Below are 16,041 nucleotides of genomic sequence, written 5' to 3' on the forward strand. Positions count from 1 at the left end.
ATGAGAGCATGTGCTGTCCTGGCCGCGTTGTTGATCTGGTGCAGCGCGCCGGCGCTGGCGCAGCAGGAGGGGGCAGCGCTCTACGCCGCGCATTGCGCGCAATGCCACGACGGCGATGTGCAGAGCCGCGTGCCGGGCCGCGGCGCCATGCAGGCGATGTCGTTCGACCATGTCCTGGCGGCGTTGACCTCCGGCAGCATGGCGGCGATGGCAAAGGATCGCAGCGACGCGGAACGTCGCGCGATCGCTTCCTTCGTCACCGGCAAGATCGCGACCGGCGGCGTTGCAACCGACGCGGAAGGCCGCTGCGCGCAACAGGTCATCGGTTTTCCGCAAGCCCTTGACGGTCCGCGCTGGAACGGATGGGGCGTCGACACCAACAACAGCCGATTCCAGCCCGCCGACATGGCGGGGCTGACCGCGGAGCAGGTGCCGCGCCTGCGATTGAAATGGGCCTATGCGTTCCCCGGCGCCTCGGTGTCGTTTGCGCCGCCGACCATCGTGGGCGGAATCCTGTTCATCGGCGGCACCGATCGCAAGGTGCACGCGCTCGACGCGCGCAGCGGCTGCACGCTGTGGACGCTGGCGATCGATGCGGCGGTGCGCGCCGCGATCAGCTTTGCGCCGCTTCCGGGCTCCGACCAGTTCGCGATCTTCTTCGGCGATTTGCGCGCCAACGCCTATGCCGTGAACGCGCTGACCGGCGCGCTGATGTGGAAGACGAAGGTCGAGGAGCATGCCGCCGCGCGCATCACCGGTGCGCCGACGCTGCATTCCGGCGTGCTCTACGTGCCGGTGTCCTCGATCGAGGAAGCCGCAGGCTCGCAAGCCAGTTACGAATGCTGCACCTTCCGCGGCAGCGTCGTGGCGCTGGACGCGGCGACCGGCAAGCTGGTCTGGCAGGCCTATACGATTCCGGAAGTGCCGCATCCGACCGGCAAGAATGCCAGGGGCACGCAGCTGTTCGGTCCGTCCGGCGCCGCGATCTGGTCGGCGCCGACGATCGATGCGAAGCGCAATGCCGTCTATGTGGCGACCAGCAATTCATATTCGAACCCGCCGGCGGCAACCGCCGATGCGATCCTCGCTTTTGAGCTCGCGACCGGGAAGCTGCTCTGGAAGCAGCAGGCCACGCCCAAGGATGCCTTCGTCGTGGCGTGCTTCACCGCGGACAAGTCCAATTGTCCGGAGGATCACGGACCCGATCACGATTTCGGCCAGTCGCCGATCCTCGTGACCTTGCGTGACGGCAGGCGCGTGCTCGTCATCGCGCAGAAGTCCGGTGTCGTGCATGCGCTCGATCCCGATGACGGCGGCAAGATCCTGTGGCAGACAAGGATCGGGAAGGGCGGTGCGCTCGGCGGCAGCGAGTGGGGCTCGGCCGCGGACGGCGAGCGCATCTATGTGGCCAACTCCGACGTCCGCTTCATGCGTGACGGCACGCGGCAACTCGATTCCACGCAAGGCGGCGGCCTGTTCGGCCTCGACCTCGCCAGCGGCAAGATCGCGATGGAGGTGCCGCCGGTCGCCTGCGGCGACCGCCCCAAATGCAGCCCCGCGCTCTCGGCGGCGGTGAGCCTGATCCCGGGCGTGGTGTTCTCCGGCGGCGTCAGCGGCTTCCTGCGCGCCTATGCCACCGATGGCAAGCTGCTCTGGGAGTTCGACACCGCGCAGGATTTCAAGGCGGTGAACGGCGTTCCCGCCCATGGCGGCGCGATCGACGGCCCCGGGCCGGTCATCGCCGGCGGCATGCTCTACACCAATTCCGGCTACGGCCAATGGAGCGGCGTCGCCGGCAACGTGCTGCTGGCGTTCGAGGTGGGGACGGAGTGAGCGTCACGCGTTCGCTCTCGTGTCCCGGACGCGCTGCAACGCGTTTGGATACGGGCCGAGGCTGCCTCCTCGTCATTGCGAGGAGCGGAGCGACGAAGCAATCCAGAGTCTTTCCGCGGAGGCAGTCTGGATTGCTTCGCTTCGCTCGCAATGACGGGAGAGATGCGGCCGCATCGCCACTTCAATTCGCATCCGTCCAGCAGGGAGAGCAAATTCGATGATCGATGCCAGATGCCGCTGCGGTGCTCTTTCGCTGTCGCTGCCGGGACCATCGCAGTTCGTCGTTGCCTGTCATTGCCTCGACTGTCAGCGACGAACCGGCGCGCCGTTCGGCGTGGGTGCGTTCTATCCGGCGCGCGCTGTCACGATCGCGGGACCGTCAAAGGAGTACGTTCGGACAGCCGCGAGCGGCGGCAAGGTCCGCAGCTATTTTTGTCCCGACTGCGGTTCGACCGTCTATTGGCAAGCCGAGAATCTGCCCGCGATGATCGGCGTTGCCGTCGGCGCGATCGCAAATCCGGATTTTCCGCCGCCGATCAGATCGGTGTTCGAGCAGTCCAAGCATGGCTGGGTGGAGATGTCAGGTACCGAGCACTTCCAGCAAGGCAGCGCGCCGAAGCATTCGAGCTGAGACCTGTACGCCAGATGCTGGTGCCGGCTGAGGGGATTGAACCCCCGACCTTCGGTTTACAAAACCGCTGCTCTACCGCTGAGCTAAGCCGGCGACGCCTGGAGGCGGGCAGGGCCGGCATGGGCCGGGGTGTCCACCCGTTGCGCGCCGCAATACCAGACTTGATCGGAAAGTGCCAGAACCGGAAAGGCCGTCGCCGCGAACATGAATCAGGCGGCCCGGAGGCCGCCTGATCTCTCTCATCGATTTAGTTCGCCTTACTGGCAGATGTGCCGGCGGCCGTCTGCGCCCTTGAACCAGGTGCCAGGCGTACAGACGAAGCCGTTACGCTGGGCGTAGTTGCGGGTGTCCCAGCCACGATTGTCCCAGCCGCGGTTGTCCCACGAATTGTCGTAGGCGTAGGAATTGTCCCAGGCGCGGAACGGCGCGCTGGCAATCGCGCCCGCGGTGCCGATCGCGGCGCCGGCTACGCCGGCTGCGACGTCGGTCGGCCAGAAGCCGGTGCGGCTCCTGTTCCAATCGTTATTCCAATCGCCATTGGTCTGACGATAGGACACGCGGCGCTGACGGTATCCGCTATCGGTGTATGGATTTCCTGGGCCGAGATTCTGGCAATTGGCGTTGGGGAATTGCGCCGAGCAGCGGCCGGGATTGGTGACGACGGCCTGCGCCATGGCAGAGCCTGCCAGCATGGTCGCCGCAATCGCCGTCGCTCCAAGAAGCTTGATGTTCATGGTTGTTGGCTCCCATTTTGTTGACGGGGGCTAAACGCTTGCGGCGCCGGACGTTCCGATGAAACCGGTGGATTTTGCAAGCAAACGGTCAAACGGATGTGAGCGCACGGTGCGGTTCCGTGCGGCGAAGTCACACGCCGTTAACGCTTCGCTCATTCGCTTTGCGGCATTTGAGCGGCCCGCAATCCTTACACATTAGGCTTACCGGAATTTGGTGAGCGGGCCTTAACCCTCTCTGCGCCGCGATCGGATAGGTTGCCGCCGCATAACCGGGGTCCCCCTCATGCGCATTGTGGCGCTCGCTGCCTTTCTGATCGGACTGCCCGCGACGGCGTTTGCCGGCAGCGGCTTCGATATCGTCGTGCCCGGCCGGCCCGGCGTGCCGATCATCATCAACAACATCGACGCGTCCTATGCCGTGGTCGAGGGTGTCTGGGGCCTGGGCAAGAACCAGCAGGTGCAGCCCACGATCTATGGCGGGCGCTATGTCGCCGAGCGGCAGCCTGCCGACGTCGGCCATTATTATCCGACGCTGGGCCTGCGGCCCGGTTACGGCCGGCTCGAGGTCGAGCCGCCCGCGAACCGAAAATTGCCGAAGCCCGCCGAGAGCTATCACCAGAGCTGGGGCGCGCAATCGGCGCCGCTGCCGCCGCAGATGGACGTGCCCGTCGATCCGCCGCCGGTGATCCTCGCGCCTGAAATCAACGATCGTCCGCGGCCACCGCGACCGCGGCCGCATGTCCAGGTCCCCGGCAAACCGCCGGGTTAAGAAACGTCAAAATCCAACAAACAGAAATCAACAGGAGAGAGTAATGCGTCAAATGATTTCGGGACTGGTTGCGGCGGCTGCCGTGATGTTCGTCGCCACGGCACCCGCCGCGGCGTGCGGCTTCAACCCGTGCCAGCCGGTCGCGCCGGTCTATTCCGGCTGCAACACCGGTTGCGGCGGCTACGGCTATGGCTATGGCTATGGCGCCTATGAGCGTCTCGCCGAGCCGGCCACGCAGTATTATCACGTCAACCAGGGCCCGACCTATACCGGCCCGGGCGCCTTCGCGCCGTATCCGACCTATCGTGAAGACGCGGTCGTCGCGCCCGCCAATTACGGCTACGGCTATCGCGCCGCCGTGGCTCCCTATCACCGCCCGTACTACCGTCCGTACCGCTACGGCTACGGCCCGCGCTACGGCTATCTGCCGCGCGTGCACTACGGCCATGGTCCGCGCTACGGCTACGCCCACCGTCACGCGCCGGCGCCGTACTATGGCGGTCACCGCGTGCTGCGCCGCTATTACTGATCCCCGATCGGTTGAGCTGACGAGACGCCCGTTCGCACGATGCGGACGGGCGTTTTGCTTTTCTGATTATGTGCGGGCGCGATCAATCAGGTCGATAGCCCGCCTACGCCTGACGGCTACGGCGTGGCAGCCTTCGCTCGCTTCGCTGAATGATGATCTGGATTGGCTTGCCAAGCCGAAGCTCGCGAAGCGAGCGAAGGCTGGTGGGGGAGGCAGGACTCGAACCTGCGAAGCCATGAGGCGGCTGATTTACAGTCAGCTCCCTTTGCCACTCGGGACACTCCCCCGCTCGACGGCAGCACAATCGGGCCGGACCTTGCCGGCGACCGAAGACGGCCATGGAACGTGAAGGCCGCGACAGCCCGGATGGGGGCGCGACCGGGCGCGGTTATGGGCGATCCGGTGGGGCAAAGTCAACCGAGGCGAACAGCTAAAATCGCCTTCGAAGCCACCCAAATTGCCATATTCCGGCACCCGTGACACAAGCGAGCCCATGAAGGATCGAAAATTCACCCCCAGGGGCCCCCGCGGCGGGGCTAAGCCCTTCAACAGACCCGGGAAATCGGCCGGCCGGCCGGCCTGGCGCGACCGCGATTCGCACGCCGACGGGCCGGTCATCCTCTATGGCTGGCACACCGTCACCATGGCGCTGGCCAACCCGGAGCGACGGATCCGCAAGCTGACGCTGACCGAGAACGCTGCGAAGCGACTTGCGGACGAGAATATCGAGACCCGCGTCACGCCCGAGATCGTCCGGCCCCAGGAGATCGACCGTCTGCTCTCGCCCGATGCCGTGCATCAGGGCCTGCTTGCGGAAGCCGATCCTCTGCCTTCGCCTGATATCGAGACCTTGAAGCAGGAAGGCATGGTGCTGGTGCTCGACCAGATCACCGACCCGCACAATGTCGGCGCGATCCTGCGCTCTGCCGCAGCGTTCGCGGTGAAGGCGATCGTCACCACTGCCCGCCACAGCCCGGAAGCCACCGGCGTGCTCGCCAAGGCCGCCTCCGGCGCGCTGGAACTGGTGCCTGTTGTGACCGTGCAGAACCTCGCGCGCGCCCTGACCACGCTGAATGAAATCGGCTTCCAGACCGTCGGGCTGGACAGCGAAGGCAGCGCGGATCTCAGCGACGTCGCGCTGCGCGAGCCGCTCGCGCTGGTGTTAGGGGCCGAAGGCAAGGGCCTGCGGCAATTGACCCGCGAGACCTGCAGCGTCGTGGCGCGGCTCGACATGCCCGGCGAGATCAAGAGCCTCAACGTCTCCAACGCCGCCGTGCTCTCGCTCTATGTCGGCGCGAGCCGGCTCGGGCTGATGAAGTAGGCGGGGCCTCAAGCCGCTACCCCATCATCTCCCGCACCATCGGCACCACCTTGCGCCCATAAAGCTCGATGCTCTTCATCAGCTTCTGATGCGGCAAGGGACCCGCCGAGTACTTCAGCTGAAACCGCGCAATGCCGAGCGTCTTCGCCGTCCTGGCGATCTTGCGCGCCACCGTTTCCGGCGAGCCGGCATAGAGCGAGCCGTGCTCGACCTCGCTCGCGAACTCGTCGCGGCCCATCGGCGGCCAGCCGCGTTCCTTGCCGATGCGGTCGCGCATGGCCTTGTAGTCGGGCCATAGCTCCTCGCGCGCCTCTTCATCCGTCTCGGCGACATAGCCGGGCGAGTGCACGCCGATCGGCTGCGCGGGGCGGCCGAACTCCTTGGCGGCGCGGTGATGGAGATCGACGAACGGCGCAAAGCGCGCGGGATCGCCGCCGATGATCGCGAGCATCAAAGGCAGGTCGTAATGCGCAGCGCGCACCACCGATTGCGGGCTGCCGCCGACGCCGATCCAGGTTTTAAGCCGGCCGTCCTCGACCGGGGGATAGACCAGCTGATCCCGCAGCGGCGGACGCAGCTTGCCCTCCCAGCTCACCGGCTTCTGCGCCAGCAGGGCAGCAAACAGGTCCAGCTTCTCCTCGAACAGCTCTTCGTATTTGCGCAGGTCGAAACCGAACAACGGAAAGGATTCAGTGAACGAGCCGCGGCCGAGGATCACCTCGGCGCGTCCGTTGGAGAGCGCGTCCAGCGTGGCAAAGCGCTGGAAGACGCGGATGGGATCGTCCGAAGACAGCACCGTTACGGCCGAGCCGAGATGGATGCGCTTGGTCCGCGATGCGATCGCGGCGAGCACGGTCTCCGGCGAGGAGATCGCAAAATCGGCGCGGTGGTGTTCGCCGAGGCCGATGAAGTCGAGGCCGAGTTCGTCGGCCAGCACCGCTTCGTCGACGACGTTGCGGATCACCTGCGCGTGCGGAAGCATGGCGCCTGCGGCATCCCCGGTGACGTCGCCAAAAGTATCCAGTCCGAATTGAAGCGATGCGGTCATCGGTGAGGTCTCTGCGGGCGCAGCTTGCGCTTGTCGCTGTGGGAGGGAATCGTCTGCGATGGAGCTAGGCCGCGGCGGCCGGTGCAACAATGCTGCTTTGAGAAACCCACCGTTTCCTCTTTGGATCGTGCCAGGCCCGCGCCCGTACGCTCAGTCGGACCTGGTGAACATCTCGACCAGGGTCTCGCGCAGCCAGCGCTGCGCCGGCACGGTGTCGTTGCGCTGGTGCCAGAACAGGCTGACGATGCGCGGCGGCGCCTTGAGCGGCAGCGGCATGGCGTGCAGGAACGGCGCGTGCCGGGATTGCGAGCGCAGATCGCTCGGCAGCACCGCGATCAGGTCGGACTGGCGCACCACCTCGTAAGCGGCGCTGTAGTGATTGACGGTCGCGACCAGATTGCGCGACAGCCCGCGCGAAGCGAGGAAGAGGTCGTAGGACGGCAGGGTCTTGCCGGCGAGGCTGACGTCGACATGGCCTGCGCCGAGGAAGCTGCGCGTGCTGAGCCGCTTCTGGGCGGCGAGCGGATGGCCGCGCCGCATGAAGCAGGCATAGTCGACCGTCCACAGCGAGCGCGAGCGGATGGCGGCCGGCTGCTGCGCCTCGTTGACATAGACGCTGAGCACGCAATCGACGCGATTGTCTTCGAGCTGATCGGCGATCTCCAGAATGGTGTTGGGGACGGTGTGCACGCGCGCCTTGGGCGCGACCTTGCCGAAATGGCCGAGGAGATTCGGCATCACCAGCGAGGCGACGTAATCCGACATCGACAGGCTGAACTCGGTCTGCGCGCGGCGCGGATCGAACACCTGCTCGTCGAGCGCGCCGCGGACGGTTTCGAGTGCCTCGCCGATCGGCTCCCACAGCACCACGGCGCGCTGGGTCGGACGGATGCCGGTGCCGGACCTGACGAACAGGGGATCGCCGAGCGCGTCGCGCAGCCGCGCCAGCGCGTTGCTGACCGCCGGCTGCGTCATCAGCAGTGCGTTGGCGGCGCGCGTCACGCTGCCCTCGGTCATCAGGGCTTCGAAGACCTTCAGCAGGTTGAGGTCGAGCGATCGAAACGACAGAACATTCACCGTGGTGATGTATGGGATCACGATTATAAATTATGACGATAATATCTCTTTGTCTATGGTTCCCCCAGGGACTTGCGGATGCCGGGCCGCCGGACAGAGGGGACTTACATGTCGATGATCTCGGCGCGCATCGAGCGCCTGCCATTCGCACGCTTCCACACGCATCTGTTGTTGATGGGCGGGCTCGGCTACATGTTCGACGCGATGGACGCCGCCGTTCTGGCGTTCATCCTGCCGGTGCTGCGCACCGCCTGGAATCTGACGAGCGTGCAGATCGGCGTGCTCGGCAGCAGCACCTATATCGGCTTCCTGTTCGGCGCGTTGCTGGCGGGCACGCTCGGCGACCTGATCGGACGCCGCGCGGTGATGATGTCGGCGCTGGCGCTCTATTGTGCCGCATCGATCGTCAGCGCCGCCGTGGACAGCTGGCCATCCTTCTTCGCCGCCCGCGTTGTCGCGGGCATGGGCACCGGCGCCGAGAGCGCGATCATCGCGCCTTATCTCGCCGAGTTCGTGGCGCGGCGCTTCCGCGGCAGCTTCACCGGCGCGCTGGCCGGGTTCTTCTCCTTCGGCTTCGTCGCGGCGGCCTTGCTCGGCTACTTCATCGTTCCCGCCTATGAGAACGGCTGGCGCATCGTGCTGGTGATCACCGCGGTGCCGGTCGTCATGCTGCTCTGGTGGCGCCGGGCGCTGCCGGAATCGCCGCGCTGGCTGGAAAGCCGGGGCAGGGCGAAGGAAGCCGAAGCGGTGCTGGACAGGATCGAAGCCGGCTTCGCGCGCCAGGGGCATGTGCTGCCGCAGCCGGTCGTCGACGCGGTCAGCCCGCCCGTCGCCGGGGGAACGTTGCTTGCCAATTTCGCGGCGCTTCTGGCGCCCCGGCAGGCGCGCATCACCGTCATGACCTGGATCATGTGGCTTGCGATCACCTTCAGCTATTATTCCTTCTTCGTCTGGATTCCCGGCCTCCTGGTCCAGAACGGCATGAGCATCACCAAGAGCTTCGCCTATTCGCTCGCGATCTATTGCGCGCAGATCCCCGGCTATTTCAGCGCCGCGTATTTCAACGAGCGCATCGGCCGGCAGGCGACCATTGCGTCCTACATGGTGCTCGGCGGTATCAGCGCGCTCGGACTCGCTTTCGCGCAGAGCGACCAGCACATCATGGTCGCGGGGATCCTGCTGTCGTTCTTCATGAACGGCACCTATGCCGGCGTCTATGCCTATACGGCGGAGGTGTTCCCGACGCCGGTGCGGACCACCGGCGCCGGCCTTGCCTCGGCGATCGGCCGCATCGGCGCGATCGTCTCGCCGATCCTGGTCGGCTACCTCTATCCCAATTTCGGCTTTGCCGGCGTGTTCGGGATCACCACCAGCGTTCTGCTGATCGGTGCGCTCACCGTCGTGGTGATGGGCGTGCCGACGCGCGGCCGTTCGCTGGAAGACATTGCGGCGGGCGAAGTCGCATGAGGGCAACGACGCGCCCGCCCGATCCGCTGCTCAACGCCGTGGCGGCGGCGCAGGGCAGGGCGGATCAGCCGGAGGCGCTGTTCTCGGCGATGGACCAAGCCTTGAAATCGGCGATCGGGCACAAGCTGTTCACGATCCTGACCTATGACGACGATACGGGCGAAGCGGCGCGGATCTATTCCAATCTCCCCGGGCCTTACCCGACGGGCGGCCGCAAGCGGCTGGCGCCGGGCCCCTGGACCGAGGCCGTGCTCGACCGCGGCGAGGCCTATATCGGCCGCACTCTCGATGATCTGCGCAATGTGTTCGCCGATCACGAGCTGATCGCTTCACTCGGCTGCGAGAGCGTGCTCAACATGCCCGTGCGCTGGCGCGGGCGCACGCTCGGCTCGCTCAACCTGCTCCATGAAGCGGGCTGGTACGGCGCGGACGATGCCACCGCGTGTCTTCCATTTGCCCAGCTCGCATTGCCCGCGCTGCTCACACAGTCCTGACCAGACAGGAAACGACCATGCCCAGCACCCTCTTCAAAAACGCCGCTCTGCTTGATCCGCTTCAGCCGGATTTGCTGGAGGGCCATCACGTGCTGGTCGAGGACAATGTGGTCAGGGAGGTCTCGGACCGGCCGCTCCAGGCTTCAGTCGACCGCACCATCGACCTCAACGGCAAGACGCTGATGCCCGGCCTGATCGACCTGCATGTCCATGCGGTGGCGGTCGAGCTCAATCTGTCGCAGCAGGTGCACATGCCGAACGTGCTGGTGACGCTGCGCTCGACGCTGCTGCTGCGCGGCATGCTTCGGCGTGGCTTCACCACCGTTCGCGACGCCGGCGGCGCCGGCCATGCGCTGAAGCAGGCGATCGAGACCGGTCTCACCGACGGCCCGCGGCTCTTCGTCTCCGGCCGCGCGCTGAGCCAGACCGGCGGGCATGGCGACATGCGGGCACGTTCGGATTACCTCGCCAGCGACGCACCGTGCCCCTGCTGCGTGCGCGTCGGCGCGCTGGCGCGCGTTGCCGACGGCGTCGACGGCGTGCGCAAGGCGGCGCGCGAGGAGCTGCAGATGGGCGCCGACCAGATCAAGATCATGGCGTCCGGCGGCGTCGCGTCACCGACCGATCCGGTTGGCGCCTTCGGCTACTCCGAGGACGAGATCCGCGCCATCGTCGAGGAGGCGCGCGGGCGCCAGACCTATGTGCTCGCCCACGCCTATACCGCTGCCGCGATCGAGCGCGCGGTTCGCTGCGGCGTGCGCACCATCGAGCACGGCAATCTGGTCGATGCCCAGACCGCGCGCCTGATGGCCGAGAAGGGCGCCTATGTGGTGCCGACGCTCGTCACCTACGAGGCGCTGGCCAATGAAGGCGCGCAATATGGCCTGCCGCCCGAGAGCGTCGCCAAGATCGCCGATGTCCGCGACGCCGGCCTGCGTTCGCTCGCGATCTATCGCGACGCCGGCGTGAAGATGGGGTTCGGCAGCGATCTGCTCGGGCCGTCGCAGCGCCTCCAGAGCGACGAATTCCGCATTCGCGCCGAGATTCTCGGTCCGCGCGCGGTGATCGCCAGCGCCACGGTAATCGGCGCCGAGGTGCTCGGCATGGAGGGCAAGCTCGGCCGCATCGTGCCCGAGTCGATCGCGGACCTGCTGGTGGTCGACGGCAATCCGCTGCGCGACGTCGCCTGCCTGCTCGGCCAGGGCGAGCATATTCCACTGGTGATGAAGGCGGGCAAGGTCCAGTTCGACAGGCTGAACACGTAGCTGCCGCCGCGTCACGGACGCCCTCGCGCCGCTCGTGCGTCCTATGTCGAGATGCGCACGACCATCTTGCCGAGCGCCCCGCGCGTTTGCATGGTCCTGAACGCTTCCCGGAAATCGCCCAGCGCGAAGACGCGACCGACCACAGGCTTCAGCTGGCCGTCGGCAAGCCAGCCCGTCAACTGCAACATCAGGCGTTTCTGCACGTCGGGCTCGCGCAACGGGATCTGTGCGAGGTCGACACCGAGCAGGGCGCCGCCCTTCAGCAGGGGCAGGTTGAACGGCAGTGCGGGGATCGCGCCGGCGGCAAAACCGACCACGAGATGACGGCCGCGCCAGGCGATGGAGCGAAAGGCCTGCACCGAGATCTCGCCGCCGACGGGGTCGAAGATCACGTCAGCGCCGTGTCCTCCCGTCAATTCCTTCAGTGTGTCGCGCCAGCCCGCCTGCGTGTAGTCGATCACAGCGTCGGCGCCGTGCGCCAGCGCGAACGCGCGCTTGTCCGGTGTCGATGCTGCTGCGATCACACGGGCGCCAAGCAGCTTGCCGATCTGGACTGCCGCAATTCCGGTGCCGCCAGCTGCGCCCAGCACCAGAAGCTGTTCGCCTGCGCAGAGCGAGGCGCGTGCGCTTAGCGCATAGAGCGCGGTCAGATAATTGGCGCGAAACGAGGCGGCGACTTCGGCCGCGACGCCGTCGGGCAGGGGATGGAGCGCTTCGGGTCTGACGACGATCTCCTCGGCAAGCGCGCCCGATCGCGTCATCCCCATCACGCGCATGCCGGGCTGATAGCCGCCGGGTGCGCCGGGCGCGTCCGTCACCACGCCCGCGAACTCCGTCCCGGGAATGAAGGGCAGGGGATCTTTGGTCTGATAGCGTCCCTCGATCTTCAAGCCGTCGACGAAGCCGATCCCGGCAGCTTCCACGCGGATGCGCAATTGTCCCGGTTCCATGGACGGCGGCGGGACGTCCTTCAGTTCGATCTGATCGATCGGTGCGTATTGCTCGACGACGACGGCTTTCATGTCGGACCTCTGTTGTTCCGGTTATCCTGACAGGTCCCGACACGAGCCTCTTGCGTCTACCGCCACATCCCGCGCATCCGCGCCCCGATGTCGATCTTCGGCCCCTGCGCCGCGGTGCGGGCGGCGCCGCTTGCAGCCTTCGGCCAGGCGGTGCGCTCGAACAGATAGACCAGCTGCTCCGGAATGAAGCGGGTGCGCGAGGCATAGACGTGGCGGTCGCCCTTGGCTTGCTGGGCGTGGACGAAGAAGCGCTGGGGAACGACGAGGTGTAGATCGTCCTTGGCGCGGGTCATCGCGACATAGAGCAGGCGGCGCTCCTCCTCGAGCTCGGCGCTGGTGCCGGCGCCGAGATCGGACGGCATGCAGCCGTCGACGACGTTGAGCACGAACACCGATTTCCATTCCTGGCCCTTGGCGGAGTGGATGGTGGACAGGATCAGATAGTCCTCGTCGCGCAAGGGCGGGCCGGATTTGTCGCTGGTCGCGTCCGGCGGGTCGAGCGTGAGCTCGGTCAAAAATTTCTCGCGAGAGGCATAGCCGCTGGCGATCTGCTCGAGCTGCATCAGATCGGCGCGGCGCGTCTCGGAATCCTCGTGGAGGCGATCGAGATGCGGCTCGTACCAGAGTCGCACGCGTTCGAGATCGACCGGCCATTCCGAATAGCGCAAATTCTGGGTGGTGCGGACGAAGTCGGTCCAGTCGGCGCCGGTGCGCGCGGGCACCGGGAGCTGGCCGAGTGCGGCGAGCGGATCGGTGCTTTCCGCCATGTGGTCGAGCACGCGCTGCGCGGTCGCGGGGCCGACGCCCGGCAACAGATGCAAAATGCGGAAACCGGCGACGCGGTCGCGCGGGTTCTCGGCAAAGCGCAGCAGCGCCAGCACGTCCTTGACATGTGCGGCGTCGAGGAATTTCAGCCCGCCGAACTTGACGAACGGAATGTTGCGACGGGTCAGCTCGATCTCGAGCGGGCCGGAATGCGAGGACGTCCGGAACAGCGCCGCCTGGTGCTTGAGCAGCGCGCCTTGCTCGCGGTTCGCCAGCACCTCTTCGACGATGTAGCGCGCCTGGTCGGCCTCGTTGTGCACGGTGACGAGCTGCGGCTTGTGCGAGGCGGCGCGGTCGGTCCAGAGATTCTTGGTGAAGCGCTCGCGCGCGAGCCCGATGACGCCGTTGGCCGCAGCCAGCACGGTCTGCGTCGAGCGATAGTTGCGGTCGAGCGTGATCATTTCGGCGCGGGGCGAGAAGCTCTGCGGGAAATCCAGGATGTTGCGCACGGTGGCGGCGCGGAACGAATAGATCGACTGGGCGTCGTCGCCGACCACGGTGAGCCCGCGTCCGTCGGGCTTGAGCGCCAGGAGGATTGAGGATTGCAGGCGGTTGGTGTCCTGGTATTCGTCGACCAGCACGTGATCGAAGCGGCCGCCGATCTCCTCGGCGATCAGCGCATCGCTCATCATCTGCGACCAATACAGCAACAAATCGTCGTAATCGAGCACGTGCTGGGCCTGCTTGGCCTCGACATAGGCCGCGAACAGGCCCTTCAGCTCGGCGGCCCAGCCGGCGCACCAGGGATAGTGCACCCCCAGCACCTTCTCGATCTCCATCTCGGCGTTGACGCAGCGCGAGTAGATCGACAGGCACGTGCCCTTGGCGGGGAAGCGGCTCTCGGTCTTCGACAGGCCGCGCTCGTGCCGGACCAGGTTCATCAGGTCGGCGGAATCCTCGCGGTCGTGGATGGTGAAGGCGGGATCGACGCCGATCCGTTCGGCATATTCGCGGAGCAGACGCGCGCCGATGCCATGGAAGGTGCCGGCCCAGCTGAGCGCATCGCGCATGATCGCGGCGTTGTTCTCGCCCAGCACCTTGCGGGCGATGCGCTCGACCCGGCCGGCCATTTCGGCCGCCGCGCGGCGGGAGAACGTCATCAACAGGATGCGGCGCGGATCGGCGCCGGCGACGATCAGATGCGCGACGCGATGGGCCAGCGTGTTGGTCTTGCCGGAGCCGGCGCCGGCAATCACCAGCAGGGGAGCGCCCACGGTCGCGCCATCGGCCACGCCATGCTCGACGGCGCGGCGCTGCTCCGCATTGAGCGTGTCCAGATATGTCGCCACGAATCGCCCCGGTGAAAGGGCGAGAGTCGGCGATCCCGTCGCGAATCGCAATGCGGCTGGACGGGACCGGGTTTAGGATTTAGGGGGAAAGACGCCCCCAGGTTCCAGTCCGAAAAGCGCACCCGGCATGACCGAGCTCAAATCCGACCAGTTCGAGATGCGGCGGCTGGAATCGCTCAGCAACACCATTTTCGGTGTCGCCATGACGCTTTTGGCCTACGACCTGCCCAAGGCCGCGGTGTTCACCAGCGCGCCCGACTGGAGCGATCTTGCCCATGTCTATTCCGGCAAGCTCGCCGGCTTCGCACTCAGCTTCATCATCGCCGGCGTGTTCTGGATCAGCCATCACCGGCGGCTGGCGCGCCAGCCGGTCGGCAGCCGCGGCGCCGTGATCCTCAACCTGTTCTTCCTGCTCTCGATCGTGCTGCTGCCTGTCACCAACGGCCTCTACACCAATTACGGCATGAGCAGTGCGGTGGCAGTGCTCTATGGCTTGCACCTGATCGCGATCGCCGGCCTCAATGCCTGGCTGTGGTGGACGATCCTCGGCGGCTGGCGCCAGGAGATCATGGCCTCGCTGTTTCCGCTCCTGGTGTTCATCCCGGGCACGATCGTGGCGGCGTTCGCCCCGCATATCGCGCCCTTCGTCTGGTTCATCGCCTTCGGCGGGCTCGCGATCCAGCGCTTCTACGGTGCGCGGGCCGGGCCGGGCGCGTGAGGCCTCACCCGGACGTCGCGCCGAACCCATCGGCCGGCACGTAAAGCTTGACCGGGCGGATTTCGTAGACCGCCGTCGGGTTGACCGCACGCAGTTTCCGTGCCGCCGCGATCGCCTCCTCCTCGCTGGCGCATTCCATCAGGTGGAAGCCCAGAAGCTGCTCCTTGGTCTCCGCGAACGGGCCGTCCAGCACCATGCCCGCGCCGGGGCCACGCAAGGTGCGGGCCTTTCGGGTCTCATCCAGACGGGCGGCCGGCCCGAACTGCCCGCTGGCCCGCAAGGGGGCCTGAACCTCGATGACCTTGGCCACGACCGCGGCGTCCTGCTCAGGCGTCCAGGACAGGATCTCGTCTTCCACGTGGTAGGCCAGGATGGCGTAAAGCATCGTCACCTCGTTGTTTTTCTGCACCGATCCCAGAGGACGTAGCACCGCAGGCGATGCCGACAATCCCCAAAATAAATTCAAGCATAAATTCAAGCATAAGATATTGCGTGGCCGGGCCGCGACGAAACCGTCCTGAAACCCGATTGCGGCATTGCCGTGTGAACGCCGCCGGAAGTGGTCGCGACTGATGACCACAACAACAAGATTTCTGCTGGAGGCGGCAATGTCGGGTCACATCAAGATCATCTGCGACGCACGTCGCGCCGGACAATCTCAGACGGCCGATCTGCACGACCAAAGCGGCCATCACCGCTATTACGGCAGCTCGGCCGAGAATGGCGGCGAGCGCATCGTCGAAAGCCGGCGCGGCAAGCGGCCGCGCGCGCTCGGTGTTTGCGGCTTCTGAAGCCTCGCGCCCGATGTCCCATATGGACGTCCTGCAAATATCGATCGCGGCGATGCCGTTCCTGCTCGCACTGACGAGCCGGACGGGCAAGGTCATCGTGCCGTGCCTGCTGACGAGCATCTTCACGGTGCTGCTCGGCGGGGAGCCCCACCGCGCCGTCGTGGCCTGGTGCGTCGGCATGCTGATCGCCGCCGTCGCCTTGCGCGAGAGGCTTCGCACGGGCTGAGC

General features: G+C 66.3%; 17 protein-coding genes and 2 tRNA genes. 11 read left to right on the forward strand and 8 right to left on the reverse strand.

Features of this window, described 5'->3' with window-relative positions; translation table 11 throughout:
- Both CIT37_RS16400 and CIT37_RS16405 read left to right on the forward strand, forming a co-directional pair.
- Positions 1–1,833: a BamB-related PQQ repeat family beta-propellar protein gene (locus CIT37_RS16400; RefSeq protein WP_095426195.1), complete on the forward strand. Its 1,833-nt coding sequence runs from the start codon at positions 1–3 to the stop codon at positions 1,831–1,833.
- A gap of 217 nt (positions 1,834–2,050) precedes the next feature.
- The gene (locus CIT37_RS16405; protein WP_095426196.1) at positions 2,051–2,464 is read left to right on the forward strand and encodes a GFA family protein; all 414 of its coding nucleotides are present in this window, start codon (positions 2,051–2,053) and stop codon (positions 2,462–2,464) included.
- Between the two features lie 18 nt (positions 2,465–2,482).
- On the opposite strand, the gene CIT37_RS16410 is transcribed toward CIT37_RS16405, so the two are convergent.
- Both CIT37_RS16410 and CIT37_RS16415 read right to left on the reverse strand, forming a co-directional pair.
- Positions 2,483–2,557: transfer RNA gene (locus tag CIT37_RS16410), tRNA-Thr, on the reverse strand.
- A 164-nt stretch (positions 2,558–2,721) separates the two neighbouring features.
- Positions 2,722–3,198 carry a hypothetical protein gene (locus CIT37_RS16415; protein ID WP_095426197.1) on the reverse strand — a complete coding sequence of 159 codons (477 nt, stop codon included), beginning with the start codon at positions 3,196–3,198 and terminating at the stop codon, positions 2,722–2,724.
- 283 nt (positions 3,199–3,481) lie between these two features.
- Between CIT37_RS16415 and CIT37_RS16420 the strand changes: the two genes are divergently transcribed.
- On the forward strand, positions 3,482–3,967 hold the full coding sequence (locus CIT37_RS16420) for a hypothetical protein (protein WP_038950509.1): 486 nt from the start codon (positions 3,482–3,484) through the stop codon (positions 3,965–3,967).
- Positions 3,968–4,010: 43 nt separating this feature from the next.
- Complete coding sequence (locus CIT37_RS16425; protein WP_095426198.1) at positions 4,011–4,496, forward strand: hypothetical protein; 486 nt, start codon at positions 4,011–4,013, stop codon at positions 4,494–4,496.
- A gap of 201 nt (positions 4,497–4,697) precedes the next feature.
- Here the strand turns inward: CIT37_RS16425 and CIT37_RS16430 are convergent.
- Positions 4,698–4,783 (reverse strand) — tRNA-Tyr (locus CIT37_RS16430).
- Positions 4,784–4,989: 206 nt separating this feature from the next.
- Between CIT37_RS16430 and rlmB the strand changes: the two genes are divergently transcribed.
- Positions 4,990–5,817, forward strand: coding sequence for a 23S rRNA (guanosine(2251)-2'-O)-methyltransferase RlmB (gene rlmB / locus CIT37_RS16435; RefSeq protein ID WP_161966418.1), 828 nt, complete (start codon positions 4,990–4,992; stop codon positions 5,815–5,817).
- 16 nt (positions 5,818–5,833) lie between these two features.
- Here rlmB and CIT37_RS16440 read toward each other — a convergent pair whose 3' ends face one another.
- Together CIT37_RS16440 and CIT37_RS16445 are read right to left on the reverse strand one after the other, a co-directional pair.
- Positions 5,834–6,865: an LLM class flavin-dependent oxidoreductase gene (locus tag CIT37_RS16440; protein WP_095426200.1), complete on the reverse strand. Its 1,032-nt coding sequence runs from the start codon at positions 6,863–6,865 to the stop codon at positions 5,834–5,836.
- Positions 6,866–7,015: 150 nt separating this feature from the next.
- Complete coding sequence (locus tag CIT37_RS16445; RefSeq protein WP_240536446.1) at positions 7,016–7,882, reverse strand: LysR family transcriptional regulator; 867 nt, start codon at positions 7,880–7,882, stop codon at positions 7,016–7,018.
- A gap of 168 nt (positions 7,883–8,050) precedes the next feature.
- Between CIT37_RS16445 and CIT37_RS16450 the strand changes: the two genes are divergently transcribed.
- Genes CIT37_RS16450 through CIT37_RS16460 form a run of 3 tightly spaced genes read left to right on the forward strand, consistent with a single transcriptional unit; the run spans position 8,051 to position 11,168 of the window.
- Positions 8,051–9,409, forward strand: coding sequence for an MFS transporter (locus tag CIT37_RS16450; RefSeq protein ID WP_028141078.1), 1,359 nt, complete (start codon positions 8,051–8,053; stop codon positions 9,407–9,409).
- A complete protein-coding gene (locus CIT37_RS16455; RefSeq protein WP_095426201.1) occupies positions 9,406–9,903 on the forward strand; it encodes a GAF domain-containing protein in 498 nt (165 codons plus the stop codon). The genes CIT37_RS16450 and CIT37_RS16455 overlap by 4 nt, the downstream gene beginning before the upstream one ends.
- 17 nt (positions 9,904–9,920) lie before the next feature.
- Positions 9,921–11,168 (forward strand): metal-dependent hydrolase family protein, encoded by a 1,248-nt coding sequence (locus tag CIT37_RS16460; RefSeq protein ID WP_095426202.1) that lies wholly within the window; start codon positions 9,921–9,923, stop codon positions 11,166–11,168.
- A 41-nt stretch (positions 11,169–11,209) separates the two neighbouring features.
- On the opposite strand, the gene CIT37_RS16465 is transcribed toward CIT37_RS16460, so the two are convergent.
- Together CIT37_RS16465 and CIT37_RS16470 are read right to left on the reverse strand one after the other, a co-directional pair.
- Positions 11,210–12,190, reverse strand: a complete 981-nt coding sequence (locus tag CIT37_RS16465; RefSeq protein WP_095426203.1) for an NADPH:quinone oxidoreductase family protein — start codon at positions 12,188–12,190, stop codon at positions 11,210–11,212.
- Between the two features lie 56 nt (positions 12,191–12,246).
- Entirely contained in the window at positions 12,247–14,304 is a 2,058-nt protein-coding gene (locus tag CIT37_RS16470; protein ID WP_095426204.1) for an ATP-dependent helicase, read from the reverse strand.
- 127 nt (positions 14,305–14,431) lie between these two features.
- Here CIT37_RS16470 and CIT37_RS16475 point away from each other — a divergent pair, with 127 nt between their 5' ends.
- Positions 14,432–15,022, forward strand: a complete 591-nt coding sequence (locus tag CIT37_RS16475) for a TMEM175 family protein (protein ID WP_095426205.1) — start codon at positions 14,432–14,434, stop codon at positions 15,020–15,022.
- Between the two features lie 4 nt (positions 15,023–15,026).
- On the opposite strand, the gene CIT37_RS16480 is transcribed toward CIT37_RS16475, so the two are convergent.
- Complete coding sequence (locus CIT37_RS16480; RefSeq protein ID WP_028141072.1) at positions 15,027–15,407, reverse strand: YciI family protein; 381 nt, start codon at positions 15,405–15,407, stop codon at positions 15,027–15,029.
- Between the two features lie 223 nt (positions 15,408–15,630).
- Here CIT37_RS16480 and CIT37_RS16485 point away from each other — a divergent pair, with 223 nt between their 5' ends.
- On the forward strand, positions 15,631–15,813 hold the full coding sequence (locus CIT37_RS16485) for a hypothetical protein (protein ID WP_038950498.1): 183 nt from the start codon (positions 15,631–15,633) through the stop codon (positions 15,811–15,813).
- Between the two features lie 22 nt (positions 15,814–15,835).
- Complete coding sequence (locus CIT37_RS16490; RefSeq protein ID WP_028141071.1) at positions 15,836–16,039, forward strand: hypothetical protein; 204 nt, start codon at positions 15,836–15,838, stop codon at positions 16,037–16,039.
- Positions 16,040–16,041 lie beyond the last annotated feature (2 nt).

Origin of the sequence: Bradyrhizobium ottawaense, from assembly GCF_002278135.3 — a bacterium.
GTDB classification, from domain to species: domain Bacteria; phylum Pseudomonadota; class Alphaproteobacteria; order Rhizobiales; family Xanthobacteraceae; genus Bradyrhizobium; species Bradyrhizobium ottawaense.

Excerpts from the sequence above, each read along its gene's own strand:
- CIT37_RS16465 (WP_095426203.1), bottom strand. The coding sequence starts at position 12,190 with ATGAAAGCCGTCGTCGTCGAGCAATACGCACCGATCGATCAGATCGAA.
- CIT37_RS16455 (WP_095426201.1), top strand. The coding sequence starts at position 9,406 with ATGAGGGCAACGACGCGCCCGCCCGATCCGCTGCTCAACGCCGTGGCG.
- CIT37_RS16480 (WP_028141072.1), bottom strand. The coding sequence starts at position 15,407 with ATGCTTTACGCCATCCTGGCCTACCACGTGGAAGACGAGATCCTGTCC.
- CIT37_RS16460 (WP_095426202.1), top strand. The coding sequence starts at position 9,921 with ATGCCCAGCACCCTCTTCAAAAACGCCGCTCTGCTTGATCCGCTTCAG.
- CIT37_RS16415 (WP_095426197.1), bottom strand. The coding sequence starts at position 3,198 with ATGAACATCAAGCTTCTTGGAGCGACGGCGATTGCGGCGACCATGCTG.
- CIT37_RS16490 (WP_028141071.1), top strand. The coding sequence starts at position 15,836 with ATGGACGTCCTGCAAATATCGATCGCGGCGATGCCGTTCCTGCTCGCA.
- CIT37_RS16420 (WP_038950509.1), top strand. The coding sequence starts at position 3,482 with ATGCGCATTGTGGCGCTCGCTGCCTTTCTGATCGGACTGCCCGCGACG.
- CIT37_RS16485 (WP_038950498.1), top strand. The coding sequence starts at position 15,631 with ATGTCGGGTCACATCAAGATCATCTGCGACGCACGTCGCGCCGGACAA.
- CIT37_RS16400 (WP_095426195.1), top strand. The coding sequence starts at position 1 with ATGAGAGCATGTGCTGTCCTGGCCGCGTTGTTGATCTGGTGCAGCGCG.
- CIT37_RS16425 (WP_095426198.1), top strand. The coding sequence starts at position 4,011 with ATGCGTCAAATGATTTCGGGACTGGTTGCGGCGGCTGCCGTGATGTTC.
- CIT37_RS16445 (WP_240536446.1), bottom strand. The coding sequence starts at position 7,882 with ATGACCGAGGGCAGCGTGACGCGCGCCGCCAACGCACTGCTGATGACG.
- CIT37_RS16440 (WP_095426200.1), bottom strand. The coding sequence starts at position 6,865 with ATGACCGCATCGCTTCAATTCGGACTGGATACTTTTGGCGACGTCACC.
- CIT37_RS16450 (WP_028141078.1), top strand. The coding sequence starts at position 8,051 with ATGTCGATGATCTCGGCGCGCATCGAGCGCCTGCCATTCGCACGCTTC.
- CIT37_RS16475 (WP_095426205.1), top strand. The coding sequence starts at position 14,432 with ATGACCGAGCTCAAATCCGACCAGTTCGAGATGCGGCGGCTGGAATCG.
- CIT37_RS16405 (WP_095426196.1), top strand. The coding sequence starts at position 2,051 with ATGATCGATGCCAGATGCCGCTGCGGTGCTCTTTCGCTGTCGCTGCCG.
- rlmB (WP_161966418.1), top strand. The coding sequence starts at position 4,990 with ATGAAGGATCGAAAATTCACCCCCAGGGGCCCCCGCGGCGGGGCTAAG.